General features: G+C 71.3%; 16 protein-coding genes. 14 read left to right on the forward strand and 2 right to left on the reverse strand.

Translation table 11 applies throughout. From position 1 onward, the window contains the following. Positions 1–310: 310 nt before the first annotated feature. The 6 genes from ACFQSB_RS34150 (at position 311) to ACFQSB_RS34175 (ending at position 7,655) form a co-directional block, all read left to right on the forward strand. Entirely contained in the window at positions 311–658 is a 348-nt protein-coding gene (locus tag ACFQSB_RS34150; RefSeq protein WP_380830957.1) for a hypothetical protein, read from the forward strand. Between the two features lie 31 nt (positions 659–689). Then, positions 690–1,082 carry an ATP-binding protein gene (locus ACFQSB_RS34155; protein WP_380830959.1) on the forward strand — a complete coding sequence of 131 codons (393 nt, stop codon included), beginning with the start codon at positions 690–692 and terminating at the stop codon, positions 1,080–1,082. Positions 1,083–1,172: 90 nt separating this feature from the next. Beyond that, positions 1,173–4,709 carry a DISARM system helicase DrmA gene (drmA, locus tag ACFQSB_RS34160; protein ID WP_380830961.1) on the forward strand — a complete coding sequence of 1,179 codons (3,537 nt, stop codon included), beginning with the start codon at positions 1,173–1,175 and terminating at the stop codon, positions 4,707–4,709. Further along, positions 4,706–6,553 carry a DrmB family protein gene (gene drmB, locus ACFQSB_RS34165; protein ID WP_380830962.1) on the forward strand — a complete coding sequence of 616 codons (1,848 nt, stop codon included), beginning with the start codon at positions 4,706–4,708 and terminating at the stop codon, positions 6,551–6,553. Before drmA ends, drmB begins: the two co-directional genes overlap by 4 nt. Further along, entirely contained in the window at positions 6,550–7,335 is a 786-nt protein-coding gene (gene drmC / locus ACFQSB_RS34170) for a DISARM system phospholipase D-like protein DrmC (RefSeq protein ID WP_380830964.1), read from the forward strand. The genes drmB and drmC overlap by 4 nt, the downstream gene beginning before the upstream one ends. After that, complete coding sequence (locus ACFQSB_RS34175) at positions 7,332–7,655, forward strand: hypothetical protein (protein WP_380830966.1); 324 nt, start codon at positions 7,332–7,334, stop codon at positions 7,653–7,655. The genes drmC and ACFQSB_RS34175 overlap by 4 nt, the downstream gene beginning before the upstream one ends. Here ACFQSB_RS34175 and ACFQSB_RS34180 read toward each other — a convergent pair. After that, positions 7,598–8,008, reverse strand: coding sequence for a winged helix-turn-helix transcriptional regulator (locus tag ACFQSB_RS34180; protein WP_380830968.1), 411 nt, complete (start codon positions 8,006–8,008; stop codon positions 7,598–7,600). The genes ACFQSB_RS34175 and ACFQSB_RS34180 overlap by 58 nt on opposite strands. An 81-nt stretch (positions 8,009–8,089) precedes the next feature. Between ACFQSB_RS34180 and ACFQSB_RS34185 the strand changes: the two genes are divergently transcribed. The 6 genes from ACFQSB_RS34185 to ACFQSB_RS34210 all read left to right on the forward strand — a co-directional run bounded on the left by ACFQSB_RS34185 (position 8,090) and on the right by ACFQSB_RS34210 (position 17,426). Next, on the forward strand, positions 8,090–8,968 hold the full coding sequence (locus ACFQSB_RS34185; protein ID WP_380830970.1) for an NAD(P)H-binding protein: 879 nt from the start codon (positions 8,090–8,092) through the stop codon (positions 8,966–8,968). 179 nt (positions 8,969–9,147) lie between these two features. Then, positions 9,148–9,831 carry a phosphoribosylformylglycinamidine synthase subunit PurQ gene (gene purQ / locus ACFQSB_RS34190; RefSeq protein ID WP_354929298.1) on the forward strand — a complete coding sequence of 228 codons (684 nt, stop codon included), beginning with the start codon at positions 9,148–9,150 and terminating at the stop codon, positions 9,829–9,831. Between the two features lie 43 nt (positions 9,832–9,874). Then, positions 9,875–12,130, forward strand: a complete 2,256-nt coding sequence (purL, locus tag ACFQSB_RS34195; RefSeq protein ID WP_380830972.1) for a phosphoribosylformylglycinamidine synthase subunit PurL — start codon at positions 9,875–9,877, stop codon at positions 12,128–12,130. A 254-nt stretch (positions 12,131–12,384) separates the two neighbouring features. Continuing rightward, positions 12,385–15,096, forward strand: a complete 2,712-nt coding sequence (locus ACFQSB_RS34200; RefSeq protein ID WP_380830974.1) for an adenylate/guanylate cyclase domain-containing protein — start codon at positions 12,385–12,387, stop codon at positions 15,094–15,096. A gap of 122 nt (positions 15,097–15,218) precedes the next feature. Further along, positions 15,219–15,890, forward strand: coding sequence for a Crp/Fnr family transcriptional regulator (locus tag ACFQSB_RS34205; protein WP_380830976.1), 672 nt, complete (start codon positions 15,219–15,221; stop codon positions 15,888–15,890). A 51-nt stretch (positions 15,891–15,941) separates the two neighbouring features. After that, the gene (locus ACFQSB_RS34210) at positions 15,942–17,426 is read left to right on the forward strand and encodes an MFS transporter (RefSeq protein WP_380830978.1); all 1,485 of its coding nucleotides are present in this window, start codon (positions 15,942–15,944) and stop codon (positions 17,424–17,426) included. On the opposite strand, the gene ACFQSB_RS34215 is transcribed toward ACFQSB_RS34210, so the two are convergent. Further along, complete coding sequence (locus ACFQSB_RS34215; RefSeq protein WP_380830980.1) at positions 17,423–18,088, reverse strand: TetR family transcriptional regulator; 666 nt, start codon at positions 18,086–18,088, stop codon at positions 17,423–17,425. The genes ACFQSB_RS34210 and ACFQSB_RS34215 overlap by 4 nt on opposite strands. A gap of 77 nt (positions 18,089–18,165) precedes the next feature. Here ACFQSB_RS34215 and ACFQSB_RS34220 point away from each other — a divergent pair, with 77 nt between their 5' ends. After that, positions 18,166–19,623: an MFS transporter gene (locus ACFQSB_RS34220; RefSeq protein WP_380830981.1), complete on the forward strand. Its 1,458-nt coding sequence runs from the start codon at positions 18,166–18,168 to the stop codon at positions 19,621–19,623. Between the two features lie 218 nt (positions 19,624–19,841). Beyond that, a complete protein-coding gene (locus ACFQSB_RS34225) occupies positions 19,842–20,921 on the forward strand; it encodes a L,D-transpeptidase (protein ID WP_380830983.1) in 1,080 nt (359 codons plus the stop codon). Positions 20,922–21,027: the final 106 nt, after the last annotated feature.

Raw genomic sequence — 21,027 nt, forward strand, 5'->3', positions numbered from 1 at the left:
AGCTTGGGGATCTCCGGTTCCAGGAGCTCATCGATCACCGTTCGGTACGTCGCTGGAAGCTTCTGTGCAATGCCTCGTGCAGCGCAGTAGACATGGCCGTAAGTTATCGACGAATTACTCACCGTGCATAACCATGAGCACCGGCCGAGCGTGGCCTGAGCCTGACCACAGCTGACCACGCCGTTACCCTTCCACTTCCCGCAATCACCGTCCACGATGACACCGCTACAGCCAGTAGCCGTGAAGTGGCGGGACCCACAGGCGATCGCAGCGCCATGCGGGTCCCTGATCAGGAAAGCAGGTCCTGACCGTGGTGAAGCGTAGAGGTCTGCGGCGCCTGTTCGGGCGCGGTGGCGGCACGCGGATCGGCCGGCACGCCCTCGGGCAGCCGTACGTCGAGGTCGAACGCGCCGATCGCGGTGAACCCGACCTGGCCGACCGGGCCGCCGCCGTCCTGCTGCACCGGATGGAACCGGCCTGGACGATCATGTACGGGCCGTGGAGCCGCCGCTTCTACGCGCTGGCTCTGTACCCGACCCCCGAGCCGCTGACCGTCGAGGCTCGCACCGCTCAGGACCTTCTCACCCAGATGCGCCGGGCCGAGCGGGAGTGGATGCTCCACGCCCGCCCGCACGCCGTGGTCGCATCGGCAGCCTGAGCGAGGGACGCCCGACGCGATGAGCATCCCTGTGCCACGAATCGAGACCGCTACGTTCCCGGCCACCGGCATGTCCGTGGCCGAGGCCCGGCGCTGGCTGGGCAAGATCCTGGACGGTCATCTCCGCCGCGACGACGCGGTCCTGCTGCTCTCCGAGGCCGCGACCAACTCTCTCGTACACACCGGCTCCACGGCCATCCGCGTCGCCGTGACGATCGAGGAGAACGGCGATGTGCGTGTCGAGGTCGCCGACGAGGGCGGTACGACCATCCCGAGCCTCCCCGCCCACCACGACGACGCCCTGAACTCCTCCGGCCGGGGGGTCCGCCTGATCCAGGCCCTGTCCACCCGCTGGGGCTTCACCGAGGACCACCCACGCCACGTCCTCTGGTTCGTCCTCGCGGATCACCACCCGGCCACGTGACCACGTGGACTTCACGCCGAGCCGGGCGGGGCGCCGATCCTGGTGTCGTTCCCAGGTGGAATGCCGGGCTGGAGGCCTAAAGTCGTGGCTGTGACACAGTCAACAGCGGGGAATTCGGTCCTCGCGGTGCCGGACGCGGCGGCGATCAGGGATGAGTTGCAGAGGCTCGTCCTCGATGATCTGCACGGTCCGTACGACGACGAGCCGGAGGAGTTCGACGAGGATCCGGCCGATCGTTATCTCCTCGGCCGGCTGGCGCCGGCCGGCACGCCCGTCGCGCCCGAGGAGCTTGATGATCTCGGCGGTTCCGAGCCGATCGACTCGGGCGAGGGCGACCCCGAGCCTTCGGCGCCCAATGTGCCGAGCATGGCTCCCTCGGCGCTCGGCTTCACCTGTTTCGCAGCCGGAGACGCCGACCGGCTCGTGGTGACCGGGCGCTGGGCGCGGTACGAGCGCACCCACAGCGAGGCGACCGGACGCATGGCCTGGCGGCGGGTGCCGATGTCGGGCACCGCCGGAGTGGCGCTGCACGAAGGCAAGCTGCGACGTCACACGCTGAACGACGACCAGCCCGAGATCGTGGTCGAGGGCAGCGCACGCCGGCACAACGGCGGGTGGCTGGTCTCCCTCTTCCTGGTCAACACCCAGGCGTGGCCCCGGACGCGCCGGGCCGAGCGGTGGATCTTCCAGGTTCGGCTGTCGGCCACCGGGGCGGACGGTGCACCGGTGTTCCTCCCCAGGCCGGAGCGGGAGTCCGGCGGAGACGCCGCCGACCGGGCCGAGCAGCGACGGCTGGCCATGGCGTACCGCTTGGTGCCGGAGTTCGCGGTCGGGCACGGCGTCGCCGTGGAGACCGTGCCGGCGCGGGAAGATCCGATGCGGGCGGTCGAGATCCGCACCGCGGCCGTGCCGGAGCACGAGATCCCCTACACCGACGTGCCCGATGCCGAGAAGGACCCCGACCTGCCAGAGCTGACCGACCTCGTGCTGGACATGAGCACCCTCGCCGAACTGGCCGGCCGCCCGGGGGACGACGTGCGGGAGCTGATCGCAGGGCTCACCCCGCTCGTCGCGGGCTACCGTGCGTGGATCGACCGGGCCGAGCGTTCGGTCGACGATCCGGAACGCCGTCTGGACGGCTACCGCAGGGAGGCGCGGGAGGCGTTGAAGGCGGCGCGCCGGGCGGCCGGGCGTATCGAACGCGGCCTGCGGCTCCTGGGCGAGAACGCGCTAGCGCGCCGGGCGTTCGCCTTCGCCAACGAGGCGATGCGCTTGCAGCGTGTCCACACCCTGGCCGCGGAGAGCCGGCGTGCGGACGACCGGCTCTCGCTGGAGCAGGCGGTCGAGCAGGCCGACACGCCGGGCAACCGAAGCTGGCGGCCCTTCCAGCTCGCGTTCCTGCTGCTGAACCTGCCAGCGCTGGCCGATCCCCTGCACCCCGAGCGGTCCGACGATCCCGAGAAGGCCATCGCCGACCTGCTGTGGTTCCCCACCGGAGGCGGTAAGACCGAGGCCTATCTGGGCTTGACCGCGTTCACGCTCGCCGTGCGGCGGCTCCAGCCCTCGCTCGGCGGACTGGACGCCGGCGATGGCGTCGCCGTTCTGATGCGTTACACGCTCCGGCTGCTCACCATCCAGCAGTTCCAGCGGGCGACGGCGCTTATCTGCGCCTGTGAGACGCTGCGCCGCGCCGACGAGGCGGTGTGGGGGCACACCCCGTTCCGCATCGGCCTGTGGGTGGGCGGGCGGGTCACGCCCAACACGACGGAGAAGGCCGCCGACGCGGTGGCCGAGCTGCGCGGAGGCCGAGGAGGGCCGCGCAAGGCTGTGGGGTCCCCGCATCAGCTCACCTCGTGTCCCTGGTGCGGCACCAAGATCCAGCCGGGGCGCGACATCGTCGTCGACACCGTCCACGCCCGGACTCTGGTCCACTGCCCGGACGTGTTCTGCCCGTTCAGCGGGTGGGCGAGCCAGAACGAAGGCCTGCCGGTCCTGGTGGTCGACGAGGAGATCTACCGTCTGCTCCCCTCCTTGGTGATCGGCACCGTGGACAAGTTCGCGCAGCTCGCCTGGAAGGGCGAGACGGCCACCCTGTTCGGCCGGGCCACCCTGAGATGCGAACGGCACGGATACCTCACCGACGACCTCGCCTCATCGGTCTGCGACAGCCGCTCCGGGCACGTGGCCAAGGGGGCGGCGCGCCCGGCCAAGATCGCGCCGGCCGCACCGCTGCGCCCCCCGGACCTCATCGTCCAGGACGAGCTCCACCTGATCTCCGGTCCGCTGGGGTCGCTCACCGGCCTGTACGAGACGGCCGTGGACCTGCTCGCCTCCTGGGAGGGCAAGCCCGGTGAGCAGGTCCGGCCGAAGGTCATCGCGTCGACCGCGACCGTGCGCCGGGCTTCACGGCAGATCGGCTCACTGTTCCACCGCAGGACAGAGGTGTTCCCCCCACAGGGTCTGAACGCCGCTGACAGCTTCTTCTCCCGGCAACGAGACCGGTCGCTGCGGCCGGGGCGCCGGTACGTCGGCATCTGCGCGCACGGGGTGCGGATCAAGTCGACGCTGATCCGGGTCTATGTCGCGGTGCTCGGCGGGGCGCAGAAGCTCCATGAGAAGTACGGCAGGAACGAGGTCACCGACCCTTACATGACGCTGGTGGGCTACTTCAACAGCCTGCGAGACCTGGGCGGCATGCGCCGCCTGGTGGAGGACGACATCTCCACCCGGCTCTCCCGGGCCGACGAACGCGGGCTCGCCCGTCGCCACGACCCGATGCTGCGTGAGCTGACCTCGCGGCTGTCCTCCGGGGAGATCCCGGAGATCCTCGACGGTCTCGGCGTCACCTTCACGGGGGAGCGCGTCCGGGGTGAGCGACGGCCGATCGACGTGCTGCTGGCCACGAACATGATCGCCGTCGGGGTGGACGTGTCGCGGCTCGGCGTCATGGTCGTGGCGAACCAGCCGAAGTCCACCGCCGAGTACATCCAGGCGACCAGCCGGGTCGGCCGCGCGTCGCCGGGCCTGGTGTTCACCGTCTACAACTGGGCACGTCCCCGCGATCTGTCGCATTACGAGACGTTCGGTCAGTTCCACACCACCGTGTACCGGCACGTGGAGGCGCTGTCGGTGACTCCATTCGCCCCCAGGGCGATCGACCGGGGCCTGACGGGGGTTCTCATGGCCCTGATCCGCAACCTGGAGACGACCTACAACGCCAACCTGACGGCTCAGGCCTTCAACCGGCATAGCAAACTGGCCGACCACGTCGTGATGTTCCTCAAGCGCCGGGCCGGCGAGGTTTCCGGTCGCAACGAGGTGTCCCGCCAGGTCGAGGACCATCTGCTCGCCAGGCTCGACCATTGGGACCGCCGGCGGCGCGAGCCCGGCACCCGGCTCGCCTACGCCAAGCCCTACCGGGTCGACGATGTGGCGGGGCTGCTCCGCAAGCCCGAAGAGGGCGGCTGGGGGATCACGACCTGCCCGACCTCACTGCGGGACGTCGAGCCGGGCATACGCCTGCTGCTCCTGGCCGATCCCGGCGTGGAGGAGATCCCTCAGTTCGAGGCGGTCGCGACGGAGCAGGCCGTACCTCCGAGGGCCGGCACAGAGGAGGAGGACGGGTGATCACCCCCGGGACCCGGCCGCTGCGCGTGGGCGAGTTGCGGCCGAGCCAGCTCCTGCACACCTACGGCGTGGGAGCGGTGCTCGACCTGCCCAATCTGTCGGTGACCGTGCTCGGCCTCGACTTCTGGGAACGGGCCCGGGCCACCGAGGTGGTCGAGGACCGGCTGCTCGCCGCGGTCCGGGACAAGCTCGGCGACCAGGTCGAGCAGCTCCGGACGCCGCCGTACATCCCGGAGACCAGTGACGTGTTCGACGAATGGGCACGCGTCGGAGTCCCGGTGACGCTGTTCCCCCAGTGGCTGCGGTGTTCGCGGGTGCAGTGCAATCGCTTGGCGCCCGCCACCTCCGGTGTGTTCGAGCTGATCCAGAACCCGTACCAACCGGACAAGATCCGCTACGTCCACGGCTGCAAGGGGCAGGGCGGCAGCCGCCCGGTCGCGGTGCCCGCGCGGTTCGTCCTGGCCTGCTCGCAGGGCCATCTGGACGACTTCCCCTGGGCCTTCTACGTCCACAGAGGGCTCGTGCCGCCCGCGGAGGAAGCACACACCTACCGTCTGCGGGAGCGCGGGACGACGGGTGAGGCGGCCAACGTCTACGTCGAATGCTCCTGCGGGGTGGCGGCCCGGGCCATGTCCGAGGCGTACGGCGAGAAGGCGGAGCAGAACCTCCCAGGTTGCCGCGGTCGCCACCCGCATCTCGGCCAGGCCCCTGGATGCGGCGAGCCGACCCGCACGCTGGCGCTGGGGGCGACCAACACCTGGTTCGCCATGCAGTTGCGCGTCTTCAGCCTGCCCAGAGCCGACACCGGTCTCGACCAACTGGTGACCGAGTACTGGGGCCAGCTCGGGCTGCTGGCGAGGCTGGAGCCCGACATGGCCAGGCAGTTGATGAAGACGCAGTCCAGCTGGCCCGAACTGGAGCAGTACGGCGCCGACGCTGTATGGAAGGCGATCAAGAAACACGCCACGGCCGAGGAGGAGGGGGCCGGGGCCGAGGACGCGCTGGACCTGCTCGGCCCCGAGTGGACGGCGTTCACCGCGGCGACCGACACCGATCTGCGCGACTTCACCACCCGCCGGGTATCCGTACCGGGGGAGACCCGCGAATGGCTCGCCGGGGTCACGCTGGTGCCGCGTCTGCGTGAGGTGGCCGCCCTGTACGGCTTCACGCGCATAGACGCGCCGGAGTGGGACGTGGTCAACACGCCCGACTCGCGGGTGGCCCCGATGACCCTGGCGCAACCCACATGGGTTCCGTGCGCCGAGACCCGTGGCGAGGGCATATTCCTGAGGTTCTCCGAGGATCGGCTGCGCGAGTGGGAGGGGCAACCGGAGGTCAGGGAGCGAGCCGCCTTTCTCATCCCGGCGCACGAGAAGTGGCGAGGGCAGCGAAGCCTGCCGCCCGGCCACTTCCCCGGGGTGCGTTATGTGCTGCTGCACACCTTCGCCCACGTGCTGATCCGGGAGTTCGCGCTGGAGTGCGGCTATGGCGCCTCGGGCATCGGCGAGCGGGTCTACGCCGACGCGAACCGGGCGATGGCCGGAGTGCTGCTGTACACCGCCGCCCCCGACAGCGAGGGGACCCTTGGCGGGCTGGTGTCCCTCGGGCATCCGGACCGGCTCGGCATCCTGATCGACCAGGCGCTGGACAGGGCCCGGCTCTGTAGTTCCGACCCGCTGTGCGCCGGGCACGATCCCCTGGTGCACGGACGCCTGTACGGCGCGGCCTGTCACGCCTGCCTCTTCGCCTCCGAGACCTCCTGTGAACGCGGCAACCACTACCTCGACCGGGCGCTGCTGGTGGACACCATCCTCGGCGGCGGCGCCGGGTTCTTCGGCCGATGAGCGAGGAATTCGCGCAGGAGATGGCCGAACTGGCCGGGGAGGTGCCCTTTCCCCATGTGCTGAACTGGGTCGAGCTGCTCCGGACCGCGCACGTACCAGGGGAGGAGGTGCTGGCGAGCCTCATCGAGGCACGCCCTTCGGCCGCGTCCTATGCGGTCCGTCTCGTGAAGGCATGGCGGCGCCATGCGGCGGAGATGCCAGGAGCGGGGGTGGCCCTGGGGCTGGAGGCCGCCGCGCGCGTTCATCTCGCCGAGTCGGCCGCCCGCCCGTCGATCGTCGTGAGTGGCCCCACCAGCGATGCCGTGCCGGTACGCCTGACGGTCTCGGCCGTGACGGAGATCGTGCGGGCCGCACGCGAATCGCTCCTGGTGGTGAGCTTCGCCGTGTACGGGATCGACGAGATCGCCCGGGAACTCGCCGCGGCGGCGAAGCGAGGCGTGCGGGTCGATCTCGTCATGGAAAGCGGAATCGAAGAGGGGGGAACGCTCCGGGGAACGACCGGTGCGACCGCGTTTCGATTATTACGTGGGAAGGCCACCTTCTGGGGCTGGCCCCCTGCTCGCCGGCCTGCAGGCGCCTCGCTCCATGCCAAACTGCTGGCGGCCGACAACAAGATCGCGCTGCTCGGCAGCGCGAACCTGACGCGACGCGCCATGCTCACGAACATCGAGATCGGGGTCATACTCCGCGACCCTGGCGCGGTTACTCAGATCGTCTCTCATTTCCGCACGTTGATGCGGCCAGGAAGTGGCCCGTTGGAGCCGGTCACAGTGAATCATTGATTCAAGACACCACCCTGGAGTGCGGCGGCCAGGTCGTCCTCATGCAGTCGGTCGTCGACGAGATCTCCTTCGACGTCACCCCCGGCAACGGCACCACCGTCCGCCTCCGCAAGGAACTCGACCGGGACAAGGAGTGGCTCGCCGAGCACGAGCGGGCGCTGGTAGCCGTCTGGCCTCGGCCCTGGCGAGCCTTCTCACGTTCGGCCGGTGCTCCGGGCCGCACGCTGCCCAGCCCCTCGCAGACGCGGGTGGCGCGGCGTGATCACTGCATGTGCTCGGCATCCCAGCGGTCGCGGGCGACGGCGATGGCGTCTTTGTAGGTACGGGACCAGTCCGCGAGAGCGGACGCCGTGTCGGCGAGGCTACGTCCCATGTCGGTGAGACGGTACTCGACCTGCGGCGGGATGGTGGGGTAGGCGGTCCGTTCGACGAAGCCGTCGCGGCACAGACGCTTGGTGGTGACGGTCAGCATCCGCTGCGAGATCCCCGGGATGGCCCGCTGGAGCTGGTTGAAGCGCCGGACGCCCTTGTACAGCTCCACGAGCACCAGTACGGTCCAGCGGTCGCCGAGCCTGTCGAGGACGTCCCGGATCCCGCAGTCGTCATCCCCGCACGGGCCGGTGGAGGCGGAGCCGCTGAGCTGGGAAGTGACCGCGGTGTTCGTAGCTGACATCAAAGTGCCTTCTTCCTACTCCGCAGGGACGCGCGGATGCTTGGTGCCGTTTCCTTCGGCATCAACACCGGGAGCGTAGAGATGATTCTCGTCACGGGCGTTTCGGGCGCACTGGGCGGCCTGATCTTTAAGGGACTTTCGGAACGGGGAGGGCTGGAGGTGGTCGCGGCCACGCGCACGGGTGACGGCTCGACCACCCGCCGGGTCGACTTCGACGATCCGGCGAGCCTGGCGGAGAGTTTCCGGGACGTGGACACGCTGGTGTTCGTCTCGGCCGGATACGGCGAGGACGACGTGGTGATCGCCCGTCATGGCGCGGTATCGGAGGCGGCCGCCGCGGCGGGCGTACGGCACGTCGTCTACACCAGCCTGGCCGGATCGGGGGACCTGATGACCATCGCGCTCCCCCACCGCTGGACCGAGACCCGCCTGGCGACGGCCCCCTTCGATGTCACCGTTCTGCGCAACGGCCTGTATACCGAGATCGTCCTCGGGCTCGCCACGGCCGCGTCCGCGTCCGCGGCCACGACCGGCGTCTTCGCGGCCGCGTTCGGCTCCGGCCGCATCTCCGTGGTCGCCAGGCGGGATCTCGCCGACGTGGCGGTCCGCGTCGCGGCGGAGACCGAACGAGATCTGGCGTCAGGCCGCCGCAGCCGCCACGCGGGCAAGACCTACGAGCTCGAGGGCGTGGCCGCTATCGGCGGACGGGAGATCGCGGAGGCGCTGACAGAGGCGCTCGACCGGAAGATCGACTACCGGAGCCTCACCCTCTCAGAGACGCGGGAGGCCCTGGCCGGCAGCGGGCTGGAGCCGTACCAGATCACCCACACGATCTCACTGTTCTCCAACGCCAAGGCCGGCCTCCTGGAAGCCCGCCACACCGACCTCACCGCGCTCTTGCCGACCGAGCCCCGCCCCGCCCACGACCTGATCGTCGCGGCCGTGGAGACCGGCGGCTAGGGGAGGAGAGTGAACTCGCGGAAGGCCTGTCCAGGAGCGGGGCGCGTGGTGTCGGCGGCTCGCCGAGGGGTCGGACGGGTCGCTCAGGCCCAGCGGGTAATCTGAGGTGTACCGCCGCAGACCGCCGTCGATGATCCGAGACGTCGGAGCGGCGCTCTCATGTGGAGGGGTACGAGACCATGGGTGCTGCCCGTGTGGGCGTGGTCACTTTTCCCGGAACTCTGGACGACCAGGACGCCGCGCGCGCCGTCAGGCACGCGGGCGGGGAGGCGGTGCCGTTGTGGCACGCCGACCGGGACCTCAAGGGCGTGGACGCCGTCTTCCTGCCCGGCGGGTTCTCCTACGGTGACTACCTGCGCTGCGGGGCCATCTCCCGCTTCGCGCCGTTGATGGAGGAGCTGATCCCCGCGGCGCGGGCGGGGCTGCCGGTCCTCGGCACCTGCAACGGCTTCCAGATCCTGTGCGAGGCGCACCTGCTGCCCGGCGCGCTCACCCGCAACGAGGGCCTGCACTACATCTGCCGCGACCAGCGCGTCCGCGTGGAGAACGCCGCCACGGCCTGGACCGGCGACTACGCCTCCGGTCAGGAGATCCTGCTGCCGGTCAAGCACGGCGAGGGCCGCTACGTCGCCGACGCCGCGACGATCGGCGCCCTGGAGGCCGGCGGCCAGGTCGTGTTCCGCTATCTCGGCGGCAACCCCAACGGCTCGATGAACGACATCGCCGGCATCAGCAACGAGGCGGGCAACATCGTCGGCCTCATGCCCCACCCGGAGCACGCCGTCGAGGACTTGACCGGCGCTCCCAGCGTCGACGGACGCGGCTTCTTCACCTCGATCCTGAAGAAGTTCGTGAACCTGTGAGGCGACGACCACGGCGTGCGCGGGTGACGCGCGAGGAGAACACATGATCGACTCTGTCAAGCGGGCCAACGAGACCCCCGACGAGCCGCAGCCCTACGCCGAGCTCGGCATGAAGGCCGAGGAGTACGAGCGCGTGCGCGCCATCCTCGGACGCCGGCCGACCTCCTCCGAGCTGGCCATCTACTCGGTCATGTGGAGCGAGCACTGCTCCTACAAGTCCTCCAAGGTGCACCTGCGCCAGTTCGGCACCAAGGCCCCCGAGTCCGAGGCGCTGCTGGTCGGCATGGGCGAGAACGCCGGCGTGGTGGACATCGGCGACGGCTGGGCGGCCACCTTCAAGATCGAGTCGCACAACCACCCGTCGTACGTCGAGCCGCACCAGGGCGCGGCCACCGGCGTCGGCGGCATCGTCCGCGACATCATGTCGATGGGCGCGCGGCCGGTCGCGGTCATGGACGCCCTGCGCTTCGGCGCCCTGGACGCCCCCGACACCCGGCGGGTGCTGCCGGGCGTCGTCGAGGGCGTCGGCTCCTACGGCAACTGCCTCGGCCTGCCCAACATCGGCGGCGAGCTGGCCTTCGACCCGTGCTACATCGGCAACCCGCTGGTCAACGCCCTGTGCGTCGGCCTGCTGCGCAAGGACCAGATCAAGCTGGCCACGGCGCCCGGGCCGGGCAACCAGGTCGTGCTGTTCGGCGCGCGCACCGGCCCCGACGGCATCGGCGGCGCGTCGGTGCTCGCCTCGGCCACTTTCGAGGACGAGTCGCACGCCAAGCGGCCCGCCGTCCAGGTCGGCGACCCGTTCATGGAGAAGCTCCTCATCGAGTGCTGCCTGGAGCTGTTCGAGGCCGACGTCGTCGTCGGCATCCAGGACCTCGGCGCCGCCGGGGTGTCCTGCGCCACGACCGAGCTGGCCGCCAAGGGCACCGGCGGCATGTCGGTGGACCTCGGCCTGGTGCCGCTGCGCGACCCCTCGCTCCTCCCCGAGGAGATCCTGATGAGCGAGTCGCAAGAGCGCATGATGGCCGTGGTGACCCCCGAGGACATCGACGCGTTCATGGCGATCTGCGCCAGGTGGGACGTCCCCGCCACGGTGATCGGCGAGGTGACCGACACCGGCAGGCTGGTGATGACCTGGAAGGACGAGGTCATCGTCGACATCCCGCCGGGCACCGCCGCCGACGACGGCCCGGTGTACGAGCGCCCGTTCCACGAGCCGGCGGGCCAGGCGGCGCTCAACGCCGACGACCCGGCGCGGCTGGAGCGTCCCGGCGACCTGCGTGCGACCCTGCTGACGCTGCTCGGCTCCTCCAACCTCGCCTCCAAAGAGTGGGTGACCTCCCAGTACGACCGCTACGTGCGGGGCAACACCGTGCTGGCCATGCCGGCCGACGCGGGCGTGCTGCGCATCGGCGAGGTCATGCCCGGCGCCGAGGAGACCGACCGCGGCATCGCCCTGGCCACCGACGGCAACGGCCGCTACGCCAAGCTCGACCCCTACGCCGGCGCCCAGCTCGCGCTGGCCGAGGCGTACCGCAACGTGGCGGTCACCGGTGCGCGCCCGCTCGCGGTCACCAACTGCCTGAACTTCGGCTCGCCGGAGGACCCCGAGGTGATGTGGCAGTTCGCCGAGGCCGTGCGCGGCCTCGCCGACGCCTGCAAGACCCTGGGTGTGCCGGTGACCGGCGGCAACGTCTCGTTCTACAACCAGACCGGTTCCACGCCGATCCACCCGACCCCGGTCGTGGGGGTGCTCGGCGTGCTGGACGACGTCCGCGCCCGCGTCCGTCACGGGTTCACCGCCCCCGACCTGAAGATCGTGCTGCTCGGCGACACCCGGGACGAGTTCGGCGGCTCCGAGTGGGCGCACGTCGCGCACGGTCACCTGGGCGGGCTGCCCCCGGCGGTCCACCTGGAGGCCGAGCGCGCCCTGGCCGGCGTCCTGGTCGAGGCCGCGGGACGCGGGCTGGTCGACGGCTCGCACGACGTGTCGGACGGCGGCCTGGCCATCGCCCTGGCCGAGGCGTGCATGGCCCGCGGTGTGGGAGCCGCCGTGCAGCTCCCCGGCGGCGACGCCTTCACCGATCTGTTCAGCGAGTCCACGGCACGGGTCCTGCTCGCCGTGCGGCCCGAGTCCTACGACGAGCTCGCCGACCTGTGCGCCCGGCGCGAGGTGCCCGCGTACTGCCTGGGCACGACCGGCGGCTCGGCGCTCACCGTCGAGGGCGTCCTGTCGATCCCGGTGGAGGAGCTGCGCGCGGTCCACGAGGCGACGCTCCCGGCCGTTTTCTCCTCCTGACGAGACGGTCACGGCAAGGCGGTGGATCCCCCACAGAAGATCCACCGCCTTGGTGAGCTGAACCGGTCACCCATTAACGGGACTAATGGCACCAGGCATCGCCAAAGTAACCGAAGTTTCGGTCATACCCCCAAAGCCGCAGCTCAGTTCCGTCTCGATATACCTCCGGCTGAACCCTTCGTTCGCCCACAACGTGGACTGACGGGATAATCGGCACGTTCGGGGGGACTCGACTGGCTGATGCGGAGGCAACCGTGCCGTCGAATGATCACACACGCGCGACCACCGACTCCGAGGCGGAGGCGGACACCGTGCCCCGCCACGACGTGACGCCGACCGGGGGTGCGGCCTCGGAGCAGGCCGAAGGGCACGCGGAGGGGCGGCCGGAAGGGCAGGCCGAGGGGCAGGCGGAGGTGCGGCCCGACGGGCGGCTCGCCGCGGGAAAGACCGCGGGGAAGTCCTCCGGCGAGGGCGCCGGCGAGACCGGCGGCGCTGCGGCTCCGGCGGCCGGGACGGGCCCGGACGACCCGGGCACGGGTGACGCGGCGAAGACGGTGCAGTTCGAGAGGGTCGTCCCGGCGAAGACCCCGATGCCTCGCACCTCCACGGTGAGCCGGCCGTCCCGGACGCCCGCCGGCGCCTCCGGCACGAGCACCGCCGAGAAGGACGCGGCCCCCGTCCCGGAAAGCGCCCCTGTCACGGAAAGCGCGACCCCCGGCGCGGAGAGCGCGACCCCCGGCGCGGAGAGCGGGACCGCCGTCCCGGAGAGCGGGACCGCCGGCATGAAGGCCGGGACCGCTGATGCGGGGGCCGAAGGCGCCTGGGGGGACGTCCAGGTGGCCGGTGCCGAACACGAGGGCGCCCGCGCGGACGACGGGCCTGCCGGTGCGGAGGACCGCACGGCCATCGCCGGGAGCGAGGCCGCCGACGGGGAGGACGGGCTTGCGTTCTCGCCCTATCTGCCGCCCGCCACACACCCGGTGCGCGGCATCGTGTGGGCCATGCACCTGGCCGTGCCGCTGCTCGGCCTGTGGCTGCTGCTCGCCTTCCCCGCCCGGCTCAACGCGCGCTGGGAGCATCCGCCGAGCCACTTCTGGCTGATCGTGCTGGTGGCCGGCGTCAACGTCGTGCTCGGCGCGATGATCAGCCAGGCCGCCACCCGGCACAAGGACGCCCGGCTGCTGCTGGTGTCGCTGGTCTTCCTGAGCAGCGCCGGCTTCTTCCTGCTCCACGGTCTGTCGACGCCGCGGATCATCTTGGAGACCGGCAGCTACGGCTTCGACATCGGGCAGCCGGTCGGGCTGATGGTGGCGTCGGTGCTGGCGTTCGCCTCCTCCCTGCCGCTCGGCGAACGCGCCGCCGCCGCCGTGCTGAGGAGCGGCGACCTGCTGCGGGCCGCCCTGGTGGTGGTCCTGGTGGTGTGGGGCGCGGCCTCGCTGATCGAGGGCCTGACCCCGCTCAGCGCGCCGCCGCCGCCCGGCGGGGCCACCATCGGCGCGTTCTCCTGGATCGGCGCCGCGCTGTTCGCCCTGTCGGCGGTGCAGATGTTTCGCATCCACCGCCGCAGGCCCTCGGCGATGCTCGTGAGCCTGATGACCGCGTACGCGCTGCTCAGCGAGGCGATGGTGGCCGGGTTCTTCCGGCCCAACTGGCTGCTGTCGTGGTGGGAGTGGCACCTGCTGCTGGTCGGCGCCTTCGCGTTCGTCGCCTACAGCTCCTACATCCAGTTCCGCCGCGAGGGCTCCAGCCAGGGCCTGTTCGACTCGGTGACGCTCGCGGCGACGATCCGCCGCATCCAGGGGCAGTACGACCAGGCGCTGGAGGAGCTCGTCGGCCACCTGCGGCGCATGGGCGAAAGCGGCACGGCGTCCCGGACGCCCGTCGCGCTGCGCCTGGCGGGCAAGTTCCGGCTGAACGAGGGCCAGGCGGCCGTGCTCGACCGCGCCGGACAGGCGCTCGCGGCCGAGCGCGAACTGTCGCTGCGCCTCGGCGCGCTGGTCGACGTGGGACGGCAGGCGCGCGTCGGCCTGGGCGAGGACACCTTGCTCGCCGAGGCGCTGGGCCGCGTCCGCCAGGCCTACGGGGACGTGCGCATCGGCCTGGTGTCGCACGGCGCGATCACGCTGGGCGAGCGCGCGTACGGCGTGGACGAGTTCAAGGCCACCGAGACGATCAGCGGCGACGGCCGGGTCATCCACCCGCTCACCGTCAAGGGCGTGGTGGCCGGCGCGCTGGAGGTCCCCGTGGGCACCACGCGCCAGGACGAGGCGCTCGCCGCCACCCTGGCCAGCCAGCTCTCGATCGCGCTGGAGAACGCCCGCCTGTACCGCGAACTGGAGACGCTGTTCCGGCAGTACATGTCGCCGGACGTGGCGGCGTCCCTGCTCGCCGACCCCGACCAGGCGGCGCTCGGCGGCTCGCTGGTGGAGCTGACCGCGCTGTTCGCCGACCTGAAGGGCTTCACCTCCTTCTCCGAGCGGGTGGCGCCCGGCGAGATCGTGGAGATGCTGAACCGCTACCACGCCGCCGCGGTGCCCTGCGTCCTGCGGCACGGCGGGACGATCGTGCAGTTCGTCGGCGACGCGCTGCTCGCGCTGTTCAACGCCCCGGCGGCGCAGGCCGACCACGCCGCGCACGCCGCCCGCGCGGCTCTTGAGATGCAGGCCGCCGCCGAGGAGATCGCCGCGGGCAACCCCGGCTATCCGCGGTTCCGCATCGGCATCAACACCGGCCTGGCGCTGGTGGGCAACATCGGCAGCCCCGAGTTGCGCGGGTTCAACGCGATGGGCGACGCGGTGAACGTGGCGGCGCGACTGGAGGGGATGGCCGAGCCGGGGACGGTGGTCATCGGGGCCACGACCCGTGAGCAGATCGGCGCGGGCGCCGAGGTACGGTCGTTGGGCGAGCTGAGCCTCAAGGGCAAGGAGCAGAGCGTCGAGGCGTTCGTCCTGTCCTCGCTCGACTGACCACCGTGTGCCGCGAGACGGTAGAAGTACGCGAACCGCGGGCCCCGCACCGGGAAAACGACCGTGACCGCACCGGAGGGGCGCGGCATGATTCGAGCGTTGCCCCTCACCCTGGAGGAACGATGACGTCCACGCCGACCGAGCCTGGAGAGTTCCTGTCCCTGCTCACCAAGGAGGAGGCCGACGACCTGTGCGCCGCCGGCCGCAAGAAGCGGTGGGACCGCGGCACGACCGTCATGAGCGAGGGTGACACCTCCGACTGGGCGCTCGTGCTGACCTCCGGGCGGGTCAAGGTGTCCTCCTACACCGCGGGGGGCACCGAGGTCGTGCTGGCCATCCGCGGCCCTGGAGCGCTGCTGGGAGACATGTCGGTGATCAGCGGTGAGCCGCGCTCGGGCACGGTGACCGCGCTGGAGGCCGTCGAAGGCGTCGTCGTCCGCGACTTCTCCGGCTTCCTGAACGACCACGGCCGGGTGGCGGTGCTGCTGCTGCAGATGGTCGTGGGCCGGCTTCGCGACTCCGACCGCAAGCGGGTCGAGTACGGCGCGTTCGACACCACCGGCCGGGTGGCCACCCGGCTCGTGGAGCTGGCCGAGCGGTTCGGCGAGCCCGCCAACGGCGGCGTGCGGGTCGCCCTGCCGCTGTCGCAGGACGAGCTGGCCGGCTGGACCGGCGCCTCCCGCGAGGCCGTCAGCAAGGCGCTGCGCTCGCTGCGCGACCGCGGCCTGATCGAGACGGGCCGGCGCCGCGTGGTCATCTACGACCTCGAAGGCCTCCGCAAACGCGCCCGTTGAGGGGGATTAATGGGTTAATCCGGACGTACGGCGTACGTCAGACTGGGGGGCATGGTCGCCCACCCGCTTGATCGGACCGCGGACCTGCTTCCCGGCACTCCCGAGTACGCGCGCAGGCTCCGTTACGCGTGGCGGGTCTGCTCGGTGACCAGCCTCGGGCTGGCCCTCATCGGCGTCAACGCCAGCACCCTGAACGTGGCCCTGCCCGCGGTGGTGCGGCACTTCGAGGCCGGGGCGTTCGCCTCCTCCTGGATCCTGCTGTCGTACCTGCTGGTCAGCACCGCGACGCTGGTCTTCTTCGGCCGGGTGGCCGACCTGCTCGGGCGGCGCGAGGTCTACCTGGTCGGGTTCGCGCTGTTCACCCTGTGCTCGTTGCTGGCCGGGCTGTCGCCGAACGTCGGCTTCCTGATCGCCATGCGGGGGCTCCAGGCGCTCGGCGCGGCGATGATCCTCGCCAACGGCACGGTGATCATCACCGACGCCTTCCCGCCCGACCGGCTCAGCCAGGGCATGGGCGTCTACATCGGGACGCTGTCGGTCGCCCAGCTCGCCGGGCCCACCCTGGGCGGGCTGATCGCCGACACCGCCGGCTGGCAGTGGGTGTTCTGGGCGAACGTCCCGCCCGGGGTGATCGCGCTGGTCTGGGGGTGGGCGACGCTGCGCAGGGTGCCCGCCGGCGCCCGCACGCCGGTGGACGCGGCCGGCAACCTCATCGTCTTCGCGGCCCTGTCGGCCGCCCTGATCGCCCTGTCGGAGGCCGGGTCGCGCGGCCTGTCCAGCCCCGTCGTGCTGGTCGGCGGGCTGGTCTTCCTGGTGCTGGCGCCGCTGCTGGTCCTGGTCGAGCGGCGCGCGTCGCATCCGGTGCTGGATCTGCGGCTGTTCGGCGAGCGCATGCTGACCTTCGCCAACCTGGCCTCGTTCTGCACCGCCCTGTCGCGCTCGGCCCTGGTGCTGCTGGTCGCGCTGTACTTCCAGGCCGCCCGCGGCCTCGACGCCTTCACCGCGGCGCTCGCGGTGCTGCCCGTGCCGGTCGGCATGGCGGTCGCCTCGCCCATCGCGGGCGCCCTCGGCCGCCGGGTCTCGCCCTACCTGCTCTCGGTCGGCGGCTGCGTGCTCAACTTCGCCGGGCTGGTGTGCCTGATGTTCTCGACCGGCGGCGCGAGCCCGTACTGGATCATCGCCATCGGCCTGTTCCTCGCCGGAGGCGGCAACGGGACCTTCCTCACCGGCAACACGACCCAGGTCATGAGGGCCCTGCCGCCGGGGAGCCTCGGCGTGGTGAACGGCTTCCGCTTGATGATCATGAACGTCGGCATCGTGCTCAGCGTGGCGACGACGCTGACCGTGCTGAGCAGCGCGCTGTCGCCCGAGCTGCGCGGCCTGGTCTACGCCGGCACCCTCTCAAGCCTGTCGCCGGTGGCGGTGGCGCAGCTGATGTCCGGCTTCCAGCGGACCTACCTGGTGCTCGCGTGCGTCGCGCTCGCCGGCGTCGTCACCGCCGCCTGCGCCCGCCCCCGGCGCCCGGCACTGTCCTAGGCCGGGCCGGGGCGCCGCGCGGCCATGGCCTCGACGCCGCGCAGGAGCAGGTCGACGCCGAAGCCGTAGTAGCCGTCGATGTCCGGCGGCTCGCTCAGCGTGCCGCCGTACTGGATCATGCGCGGGTAGCGGTCGCCGGGCATCGACTCCAGCTTGAGCCGGCGCAGCCGGCGCTCCTCGGCCTCTCTGGGCTCCCCGGTCCACAGCGGGCACCCCTTCACCAGGGCCGTCACGCCGTTGAGCAGGTAGGAGGAGACGGCGAACGCCTCGCGCGGGGTGAACCCCGCCTCCGCGAGCACGTCCAGCGTCGCTTCGGTCGCGCGGTTGAAGCTTTCGAGCTCCTGCTTGTCCCTGACCGCGCCGAGCAGGTCGGGCACGCACGGATTGTCGCGCATCGCCCGCACGACGGCCTCGACGATCACGCGCAGGCGTCTCTGCCACGGGTCGCCGGGGGAGACGTCGGCGGTCACGCCGGACAGGACGTGCTCGGCGAGCGCCGCCATCAGCTCTTCCTTGTTCTTGAAGTGCCAGTAGAGGGCCATCGGGGTGACCGCCAGCAGGCTCGCGAGCCGGCGGATCGTCACCGCGTCCACGCCCTCATGGTCGGCGAGCGCCAATGCCTGCTCGACGACCGTCTCGCGGGTCAGTTTCTCCTGGGCCACTTGACAACTATACGACGTACAAGGTCTGCTGTACGACGTACATGTACGCCGTACAAGTACGTCGTAGAGGAGAAGCTGTGCAACGTCGTTGGTGGGCACTGGTGGCGGTCTCGCTGGCCACTTTCATGACTTATCTGGACAACAACGTGGTGAACGTGGCGCTCCCCACCATCCAGAGGGAGCTGGGGCTGACCATCTCCGGGCTGGAGTGGATCGTCAGCGGATACATCCTGGTCTTCGCCGGGCTGCTCATGGCCGGGGGCCGGCTCGCGGACGTCTTCGGCCGGCGGCGGGTGTTCCTCGCCGGTGTGGCGCTGTTCACGCTGGCCTCGGCGGCGGCCGGCCTGTCCGGGGACGGGACCGCGCTCATCCTGAGCAGGGCCGCCCAGGGCGTCGGAGCGGCGCTGCTGGCCCCGTCGGCGCTGGCGCTGCTCTCGCTCACCTTCCCCGACGCCCGCGAACGCGGGATCGCGGTGGGCGTGTGGAGCGCGATCGGCGGCCTGGCCCTCGCGCTCGGCCCGGTGACCGGCGGGTTCGTCAGCGAGAACTGGCACTGGGGCTGGATCTTCCTGATCAATGTGCCCATCGGGGTCGTCACCATGGCCCTCGCCGCCTGGTCCATCGGCCGGGCCGGCACGCCGGCGCGGCGCCGGCTGGACCTGCCGGGCCTCGCGACGTCGTCGGCCGCGCTGTTCGCGCTGACGTACGCGCTGATCGAGGGGAACGGCGAGGGATGGACCTCCGCCCCCATCCTGGGCGCCTTCGCGCTCGCCGCGGTGGCCGCCGCGACGTTCGTGCTGCTGGAGTCCCGCTCGCGCGAGCCCATGATGGACCTGTCGCTGTTCCGCGACCGGGTCTTCAGCGGCGGCACGCTGGCCATGGGCCTGTGGGCGTTCGGCGTCTTCGGCATCTACTTCTTCACCGCACTGTGGCTGCAGAACGTCCTGGGCTTCTCCCCCACCGAGGCGGGGGCGGCCTTCGTCCCCATGGCCCTGCTCATGGCGGCCCTCGCCACCGTCGCCCCGCGCATCGCCGCGCGCCTCGGGACGTCCGTCACCGTCGCCGCCGGGCTCGGCGCGATGGCCGTGGCGATCGCCGCGATGTCGACCATCGGCGAGCACGGGACCTACATGAGCCTGTTCCCCTGGCTGATGCTTTACGGGCTCGGGGCGGGGATGCTCGTCCCGCTCACCAGCGCCATCCTCGGCGCGCTGCCCGCCGAGCGCGCCGGCCTGGCCTCCGGCGTGCTGAACGTCTCCCGCGAGGTGTTCGGCCTGCTCGGGGTCACGGTGCTCGGGGCGGTCCTGAGCGCGCGGGCCAGCGCGAGCGCCGCCGCCGGCGCCGCACCGCTGACGGCGTTCCTGGACGGGTACCGGCTCTCGCTCATCGTCGCGGCGGCGATCGTGGCGGTCGGGGTGCCGGTCAGCCTGGTGTCGCTGCGGAGGCGGCGGACGGACGCCGTTCCGGCCTCCGCCGGCGCCGCCCGCGAGCCCGCCGGACCGGCTCCCGAGCCCGTCCCCGAGCCGGTGGCCTGACGGTCCGGGCGCCCCGGTCGCGAGGACGATCCGGCCTGCTCCGCCCGGCGTTTCGCGAGGCCGGACGGGGCGCCGGAACCGGCGGCCAAACACCGACGCCGCCCATCGTTACGTGATCGTGATTGGTCGTTGGCGCACATAACGCGCTTTCCGGGTGTCTCACATAAGAGACGCAATGGATGACATCCGGAGCGAAGCGCGTATATGAGGAGTAGAGAGTGAACCCCCTGAAGCGGACGGCCCCCGCGTTGCTGGCCATCGCCGCCCTGGTCACCGCGGCGGCCTGCTCGGCGGACGTGCGCACCGCACAACCCGCGCCGGGCAGGGGGACGACCGAGACCAGCGTCCATCCCCGGGCGACGGACGACCCGTCCCCCGCCGCGACGGGCGGCGCAGGCCAGGCCAGGGCCGCCGGCGCTTCCCTGCGGCGGCTGCAGGCGCAGCCCCTGCGCATCACCGACATCACCCCGATGGGCGAGAAGACCGAGAAGATCGGCGTCGGCTCCCCGATCATCGTGACCTTCGACAGGAACGTGAAGAACAAGGCGGCCGTCGAGACGGTGCTGCAGGTCCAGGCCGAGAAGCCCGTCGAGGGCGCCTGGCGCTGGGTCTCCGACCGCCAGGTGGTGTACCGCACCCGGACGTACTGGAAGCCGCACCAGAAGGTGCTCTTCAGCGCCCGCCTCTCGCAGATCGCCGGGAACCAGGGCGTCAAGGACGTCAGCCGCCGCTTCGCCATCGGCACCGCCAACGTCTCGGTGGTCGACACCAAGAAGCACGTGATGAAGGTGCGCCGCGACGGCAAAACGGTCAAGACCATCCCGATCAGCGCCGGGCGCGGCGGGCTGGTCAGGAACGGCGTGGACGTCTACCTCACCACCAGCGGCGTCCACCTGACCATGGGCAAGAAGCCCGTGGAGACGATGACGTCCGCCTGGATGGGCGTCACCGACCCCAAGGACCCGCTGTACTACAAGCTGGAGATCCCCTGGGCGGTGCGCATCTCCAGCAGCGGCGAGTACGTCCACCAGAGCGCGGGCGCCTACCAGTTCCTCGGCAGGTCCAACCAGAGCCACGGCTGCGTGCGGGCCACCCCCGCGGGCGCCAGGTGGTTCTACGGCATCGCCCAGCGCGGCGACGTCGTCACCGTCACCGGCACCAAGCGCAAGCTCGACTGGCGCAACGGCTGGAGCTACTGGCAGCTCACCTGGACCCAGTGGAAGAAGGGCAGCGCTCTGCCGAACGGCGTGCCCACGCCCACCCCCACCCCCTCGGCCCCGCAGGACGAGATGAGCTGATCCGGGTGACCATGGCGGCGGCGGCCGCCGACGAGGTGCTTCTAGAGTGGGACCCGGGCGGGCCAGGACCGCGCCCGCGGCGACGGCCGCGGGACCCTGCCGCCCC

The organism is Sphaerisporangium rhizosphaerae (assembly GCF_042665155.1).
In the GTDB taxonomy this organism is placed as follows: Bacteria; Actinomycetota; Actinomycetes; order Streptosporangiales; family Streptosporangiaceae; genus Sphaerisporangium; species Sphaerisporangium rhizosphaerae.

Excerpts from the sequence above, each read along its gene's own strand:
- drmC (WP_380830964.1), top strand. The coding sequence starts at position 6,550 with ATGAGCGAGGAATTCGCGCAGGAGATGGCCGAACTGGCCGGGGAGGTG.
- ACFQSB_RS34180 (WP_380830968.1), bottom strand. The coding sequence starts at position 8,008 with ATGTCAGCTACGAACACCGCGGTCACTTCCCAGCTCAGCGGCTCCGCC.
- ACFQSB_RS34185 (WP_380830970.1), top strand. The coding sequence starts at position 8,090 with ATGATTCTCGTCACGGGCGTTTCGGGCGCACTGGGCGGCCTGATCTTT.
- purQ (WP_354929298.1), top strand. The coding sequence starts at position 9,148 with ATGGGTGCTGCCCGTGTGGGCGTGGTCACTTTTCCCGGAACTCTGGAC.
- purL (WP_380830972.1), top strand. The coding sequence starts at position 9,875 with ATGATCGACTCTGTCAAGCGGGCCAACGAGACCCCCGACGAGCCGCAG.
- ACFQSB_RS34205 (WP_380830976.1), top strand. The coding sequence starts at position 15,219 with ATGACGTCCACGCCGACCGAGCCTGGAGAGTTCCTGTCCCTGCTCACC.
- ACFQSB_RS34210 (WP_380830978.1), top strand. The coding sequence starts at position 15,942 with ATGGTCGCCCACCCGCTTGATCGGACCGCGGACCTGCTTCCCGGCACT.